Raw genomic sequence first — 6009 nt, forward strand, 5'->3', positions numbered from 1 at the left:
ATCCCCGAACCCCAACTTACGCCAAATGTTAAAGGGGCCAGGGAGGGCAATCCCCAGACCCCTTTGTAAAATATATGCGTTAGTTCAGTAAATTTAACCCGATTGACTAAAGTGGTCCGTGTAAACACCTATTTTTTGGGAAAATCTTCAGGATAATTAAAACATGATAGGGGACGGACCTTGGTTATTTGAGTTGGAGTCTCTGCTTTTAATAGCCAGACTTTTCCCGGGGGGCTTTTGCTGGATTGGGTTTTTAAAATCGACAAGCTGACTCAGGAATAATCGGGCATACTTTCTGACGAATCGGATTCCTCCGCGCTTCTATTTGAGTTAAATTAGGGAGAGGCTGTAAGGGAGTCAAGTCGGAAATATCATTGCTGCTTAAGTTAACTTCGGTTAAACGATTCAGAGCAGATAGAGGGGTAATATCCGAGATTTGATTGACACTCAGGAACAGGGTGGTTAAGTTGGTTAAAGTCTCCAAAGGAGTGATATCAGAGATTTGATTTCCACTTAAGAATAAAATCTTTAAATTGGTGAGAGAACTGAGGGGACTGAGATTAGAGAACGCATTGCTACTCAGAAATAGTTCCGATAGGTTGGTCAGGGAAGTTAGGGGAGTACCATCGGCAATTTGATTAAAGTCTAAAGACAGTCTCCTTAATTGCTGTAATGACCTTAACGAATTGATGTCGGAAATTTGATTCCGTCCTAGAAATAGGGTGTCAAGTTGGGTTAAAGACTGCAAGGGGGTGAGGTTTGTAATCTGATTGTCATACAAATCTAGGGTTAACAATTGGGTTAAGGAGGAAAGGGGGCGGAGATCGGAAATTTGATTGTCACTTAAATAAAGATAAGTGAGTTGTGTCAGGGAGGCAAGGGGGCTAATATCCGAGATTTGATTGCGACTGAGGTAGAGCAATGTGAGTTGTGTCAGGGAGGCAATAGGTCTGAGGTCGGAGATTTGGCGATTACTAAAGGGGAGGACTTGCCGTCGGGAAAGAATGGAGGAGGCCCGATCGCACTCGCGGGTTCCAGCTTCTGCTAATAAAGCATCTACGGTTTTTTGGGGTTCGGGGGTCAGGGTGTCTCGATTCTCACACCACTGGGCGAAGGTTGTATAGTTTTCTAAGCGGTTGGATTGGGCAACTGCCGGAAATCTTCCCGCTATGACTCCAGTCAGGGAAAGCAAAAGGACGAGGGCGATCTCACCGGGAACGGTCCTTCCCTGCGCCGATTTCGTTGGGTATTCTCCGTTTTGATGTTTCGGGTCAGAACAGGAACTCAAACGGTTAGGGCGGGGCATTCTCGCCTCCCCACAGGCGATCGCTAATCTTGATGCCGATCGCGTAAATTTCATCGGAATCGATCCGGTAGATAAACTTAGTTTGAGCATCTTTCTCTCCCAATGTATTAGATAAGCATTTATCGCTCAGAACTTCCGCATTACCTCGATCAAGAGGTCTTTTTCATCATAGAAACTGCTCATCTTGGGTGACATCCCCCTCAAGAAGGTCAGTCCTCTCTATTTAGATGAAAAAGAGAACTTTTCAGTTGCCGATCGCCCCCGCTGTTTTCCCCGGATTTAAAAGAGGACGACAACTGCCTTCGTCCCTCCTCACCGGGTTTTTGAGTATTTCGGCTTATGGAGAGAGGGTCCAGGGGCTTTTGGGGTGCAATCGGGGCGATCGCCTGAATTGCCTCGGGAGGGACAACATTTAAGTGACCTTACAATAAATTTCCTCGGTTAAAAAATGATTAAGATTTATAACTGTAAAAATGGGTGATGGGATTGGGGGGTGAGATACCTCACTCTCTAATTTAGTTTTTGCTGAACCAAACCACCCTTTTCATCAAGTTTTAAAGGGGTAAATCCAGTTAAAGGGGAAGATCCACCCGTGATTCTACGCAGGCCCACTTAGAGAATCATCAACCATACAGGGCAAGGCTTTTTTTATTCTTTCGATAAAATTTAATCCAGTCTGCCGGAATTTATGTAAAAGATTAGGGAAATTTACTGAAGCGCCAAAACCTTCTCCAAATTAGGATAAAAGAGGATAAAATTTTACCCCCTAAATTAAACGAAAATCTGACAAAAACTTCCCCTTTGTAAGGAACATTTCAAATCGCGATGAGTCCTAAATTTTTGAGAATGATATTTTTATGAATAATCCGGAGTAGATTGTGATTACTCTGAACTTGGTGCATCCTACGCAAACCGCCCCCTCCCAAAGCTGGGACTTTCAGGACGAAGACGTGATTCGGATTGGGCGATCGCCGGATAATCACGTCGTTCTCTATAGTGCAGTGGTCTCCCGCCACCATGTCGAACTACATCGGATTGGCTGCAACTGGAAAATTGTCAACTTAGGGACTAATGGTACTTATGTGAACGATAGTCCCATTATCCAATCCCCCCTGATTGATGGGATGATCCTGCGCCTAGCGCGTTCCGGTCCCCAAATTCAAATCCAAAAAAAAGCCCGAGAATTTGAAAATGTGCGAAAGCATCGCCAGGGATTGATGGCGGGGTAACTCCCCATCAATCCCGCTGAATTCAAAGGTCAACTCCCGGCGATCGCCTGTCGAATTTCCAATGCTGTGGCAGGGGCGAGAAGCACACCGTTACGATAATGTCCAGTAGCCAATAACACATTCTCAAATCCCGCTAAGGGACCGATAATGGGCGCGGGTTGCCCTTCCGGACGGGGGCGCAATCCGGACCAAGTTCTCACAATCTCCCCAAGGGCTAAATCGGGACAAAATGCGATCGCCCGTTCCACCACTTGCTTAAGCAAAGCTGGATCTCCCTCCATCGGGTCGCCTTCCCGGGTAAATTCTACCGTGGCCCCCACCCAATAATCCGTAACGGGGTAATCACCGCCTTGACTCGGGACAATATGAACATCATCCCCCGTAATCACAGGTTGGATCTCGCCATTTCCCATCGGATTCGGCAAACGCAGTTGTACCGCTTGTCCCAGAACCGGGCGAATCTCTACCGGCGACTCTAGTTCAGCAGTCAGCGGCGTGGAACCTAATCCTGCCGCCATCACCAGCCAATCTACCTCAAGATTGCCCTGAGTTGTTTCTAGGCGATCGCACCGTTTCCCAGACTCCGTTTCCAGATAATTAATCCGTTCAACCCTCTCCCCAAATCTAAACCTCACCCCGTTCCCTTGGGCCCTTGTGACTAAAGCGCGAGTCAAGACAACCGGATCAACCTGTCCATCTTGGGGAGAATGAACCGCCCCCACAATTTCCACATTTCCCAATTGCGGATAGCGTTCCCTCACTTCCCGGGGTTCTAAAAGGTCGAGTTGCCAGCCTTGAGTCCTACGAGTGGCTGCCAGTTTCTCCCATTGTGCCATATCTTCCCCTGGAAAACAGAGCATGAGAATCCCTTGCCGGTTAAAGGAAATCGGCGCAATTGCCTCTAATTCGGGAATCAGGCTGTGATAGCGCAAAATACTTTGTTCCCGTAACCGCCACAATCGGCCTTTGACTTTATGGCTGATAATTCCCATCAGCACTCCTAAAGCCGCTTGTGTCGAACCTTGGGCCGGTTCATAGCAGTCAATTACGGTAATCTCTAAATTTGGGACTAAGCTCAGTTCATAGGCGATCGCCGCCCCTACAACACCGCATCCAATGATCGCAACCCGGGCCATATTTTAACTCTCAACCTCTCCCCTGGCTTCAGAAAAAGGGGATCAAAATAACAAATCAAGATAGGGTGAAAAATGGCAAAATTTCCCATTCTCACCCTATCGTTCATAATTTAACCGCAGTCAATTTATCCGTTGGGAATCAGATTCAAGAAGGCATCAAAATCTTTAATCGCTTCTGCGTAGTTCTGCACGGCCAGAGAATAGTTGCCTGCATCCGCTGCCGCATCGATCGTCTCGAAATGGACGAATAAATCTTGAGCCGTTTGACTCGCGGTTTTTTTGGTTTTGCCACTGAGATTGCGGGAAACGTAGCCCATATCGCGACGCAAGTCACCCAGAGGCCCGTGAATAAATGTCCCTACATTCACCCAATCCCGATTGACGATGAACTGTTCGAGTTCATCCATGCGATCGCGCAGTTTCAGCACATTTCCTTCATACTGCTTGACGATTTCTAACTGAGTGGGCGAGTAGGCGGGGGGTTTGGCCGCTTGCGGCGAACCGCAGCTCACCAAACACACCATCACCAAAGCCAAAATAGAAGCGAGAATTGAACGATAACGTCTCATAGCCAGTTTTTTGCCTTGCACTAAAATGATCTTCACCAAAATATATCAAGATTGGGTACGGCGATCGAGGGGTGATGATTCTCTGAACCCTGTGCGATCGCCCCAAAGTCCATATCCCCGGTTAAACTTCCCGACGCCGAAAAAAGGGAATCAGGGCCTGGGTGACTTCTTCGGACCAATGTTCTTGGGGATAATGTCCCGCTTCTGCCAATTTCACCAATTCGGCATTATTCATGCAACCGGCGAAGCTTTCTCCTTGAGTTAAGGGCAACCACGGATCCTCGACCCCCCACAAAATGAGAGTGGGTTTGTCCCACCGGGGAAACCCTTCGGCAATTTCTGCCATTGCCTGCTTCAGTTTGAGATTGCGGATCGTCCACATCAGCGATCGCCCTGCGGCAGAACTTTTCAGAAACGGGCGACGGTAGATATCCAAGTCTGCGTCAGAAATGGTATATTTGCTGCCTGCTTCCAGGGTGCGATCGACCAGCAAGGGGTCCTGGGTCATCATTTCCCCCATCAACGGCAACCCCAGTTGCTGCATCTTCCAAGGCAGTTGGGAATCCGGTGTTACCGGGGCGTTGAGCACCGCTAACCGCAGGACTTTATCCGGATGTCTCAGGGCAAATTGTAACCCCACAGACCCTAAAAATCCTTGGACAACTAGATAGCAGAGATCAATCTCCAGAGTGGTCAGAAAATTATCGAGGGCAGCAACAAAGGCATCGGGAGTATAGGCAAATTTGCTCTTTTCCGGTTTCCCCGATAACCCAAACCCAATCCAGTCCGGGGCGACTGAACGGAATCCCTCCTGTGCGAGTCCGGGCATGACTTCCGTCCAGCAAAAGCTGAGGGAGGGCAACCCATGCAGCAAGACCACCGGGGGTTTGTCTGTTTCTTTTGCAGGCTGTTGCTCCAGATAATACCATTCCACGCCAGCGACTTCGACGCGCTTTTCTTCTAGTCCCACAATCCTATTTTCTCAACCTGAATGAATGTTATGAGTTTACTCCCCCAGGGACAAGGGAGCAAGGGTTCTGCCAAGTACAGAAAACAACCCGACCCTGGGCAAGATTACCCAGTGATTGCTCTGAACCCATTTTTATGGTCTTTAAACCAGGTTCAATTCTTTTAAAGCCGGTAAAAAGTTAGCATTTTCATGACTGGACCGACTTAATTTAATTAAAGCAAACCGCTCGATCGGCTCTAATTTAGCCCATTGTTCTAACGTTAAAGTCATTTCAAACTGCTGGGCTTTATTTTGCACCCCGTCGGGTATTTCTGCCTCATTCATCCAAGGGGGGTTCTCCTCTACCGCTAAATCTTTGGCCGATTCTCCAGTCCGTTCTAAAACCAAAGCTTGCAAAAATTCCCGATACTGGGTAATTTCTTCGGGACTCTGACAAGGGTTCTGGATCAGAGATTCTCGGTCCTGTTTGTTAAACTGATTCCAGTGATTCAGTTTGAGTTTAATGCCACAAGTATCTAATTTCAATCTAACTTGCATGGGAATGCAATGGAGAGATTCGACGAAATCTGCTTCAAATTTAAAAAACCGAGTCATAAGCCTTACCTTTGGAATCTCCGAGTAATTTTTTGGGTCTTATTTAATGTATAGCGCGTCTCAATATGGGTTAGAAACCGGGTTTCTTGACAAAATCACTGTTATTAGTAAAGCAATTGTAGTAGCGCGTCTAGGCTAAAATTGTGGGTAAAGGTGATGCAATTTAATTCGAGCGTCTTCTGTAGAAAATCGCCATTTAACTTGT

7 protein-coding genes are annotated in these 6009 nt (G+C 47.2%); 2 read left to right on the forward strand and 5 right to left on the reverse strand.

What is annotated here, in order from left to right; all coding sequences use genetic code 11:
* Window positions 1-253: 253 nt before the first annotated feature.
* Complete coding sequence (locus NG795_RS17740; protein ID WP_367289968.1) at window positions 254-1396, reverse strand: leucine-rich repeat domain-containing protein; 1143 nt, start codon at window positions 1394-1396, stop codon at window positions 254-256.
* Between the two features lie 137 nt (window positions 1397-1533).
* Here NG795_RS17740 and NG795_RS17745 point away from each other — a divergent pair, with 137 nt between their 5' ends.
* Both NG795_RS17745 and NG795_RS17750 read left to right on the forward strand, forming a co-directional pair.
* Entirely contained in the window at window positions 1534-1722 is a 189-nt protein-coding gene (locus NG795_RS17745) for a hypothetical protein (RefSeq protein WP_367289969.1), read from the forward strand.
* A 462-nt stretch (window positions 1723-2184) separates the two neighbouring features.
* A complete protein-coding gene (locus NG795_RS17750; protein ID WP_367289970.1) occupies window positions 2185-2535 on the forward strand; it encodes an FHA domain-containing protein in 351 nt (116 codons plus the stop codon).
* A gap of 29 nt (window positions 2536-2564) precedes the next feature.
* On the opposite strand, the gene NG795_RS17755 is transcribed toward NG795_RS17750, so the two are convergent.
* The 4 genes from NG795_RS17755 to NG795_RS17770 form a co-directional block, all read right to left on the reverse strand.
* Window positions 2565-3671: an NAD(P)/FAD-dependent oxidoreductase gene (locus NG795_RS17755; protein WP_367289971.1), complete on the reverse strand. Its 1107-nt coding sequence runs from the start codon at window positions 3669-3671 to the stop codon at window positions 2565-2567.
* A 125-nt stretch (window positions 3672-3796) separates the two neighbouring features.
* Window positions 3797-4240: a photosystem II protein PsbQ gene (psbQ, locus tag NG795_RS17760; protein ID WP_367289972.1), complete on the reverse strand. Its 444-nt coding sequence runs from the start codon at window positions 4238-4240 to the stop codon at window positions 3797-3799.
* Window positions 4241-4361: 121 nt separating this feature from the next.
* On the reverse strand, window positions 4362-5210 hold the full coding sequence (locus NG795_RS17765; RefSeq protein WP_367289973.1) for an alpha/beta fold hydrolase: 849 nt from the start codon (window positions 5208-5210) through the stop codon (window positions 4362-4364).
* A 141-nt stretch (window positions 5211-5351) separates the two neighbouring features.
* Window positions 5352-5804 (reverse strand): nitrate reductase associated protein, encoded by a 453-nt coding sequence (locus NG795_RS17770; protein WP_367289974.1) that lies wholly within the window; start codon window positions 5802-5804, stop codon window positions 5352-5354.
* Between the last annotated feature and the right edge of the window lie 205 nt (window positions 5805-6009).

This window comes from Laspinema palackyanum D2c (genome assembly GCF_025370875.1).
Lineage (GTDB): Bacteria > Cyanobacteriota > Cyanobacteriia > Cyanobacteriales > Laspinemataceae > Laspinema > Laspinema palackyanum.

Bases quoted from the DNA above. Each gene is read 5' to 3' on its own strand.
- NG795_RS17740 (WP_367289968.1), bottom strand. From the start codon at position 1,396: ATGCTCAAACTAAGTTTATCTACCGGATCGATTCCGATGAAATTTACG.
- NG795_RS17745 (WP_367289969.1), top strand. From the start codon at position 1,534: ATGAAAAAGAGAACTTTTCAGTTGCCGATCGCCCCCGCTGTTTTCCCC.
- NG795_RS17755 (WP_367289971.1), bottom strand. From the start codon at position 3,671: ATGGCCCGGGTTGCGATCATTGGATGCGGTGTTGTAGGGGCGGCGATC.
- psbQ (WP_367289972.1), bottom strand. From the start codon at position 4,240: ATGAGACGTTATCGTTCAATTCTCGCTTCTATTTTGGCTTTGGTGATG.
- NG795_RS17770 (WP_367289974.1), bottom strand. From the start codon at position 5,804: ATGACTCGGTTTTTTAAATTTGAAGCAGATTTCGTCGAATCTCTCCAT.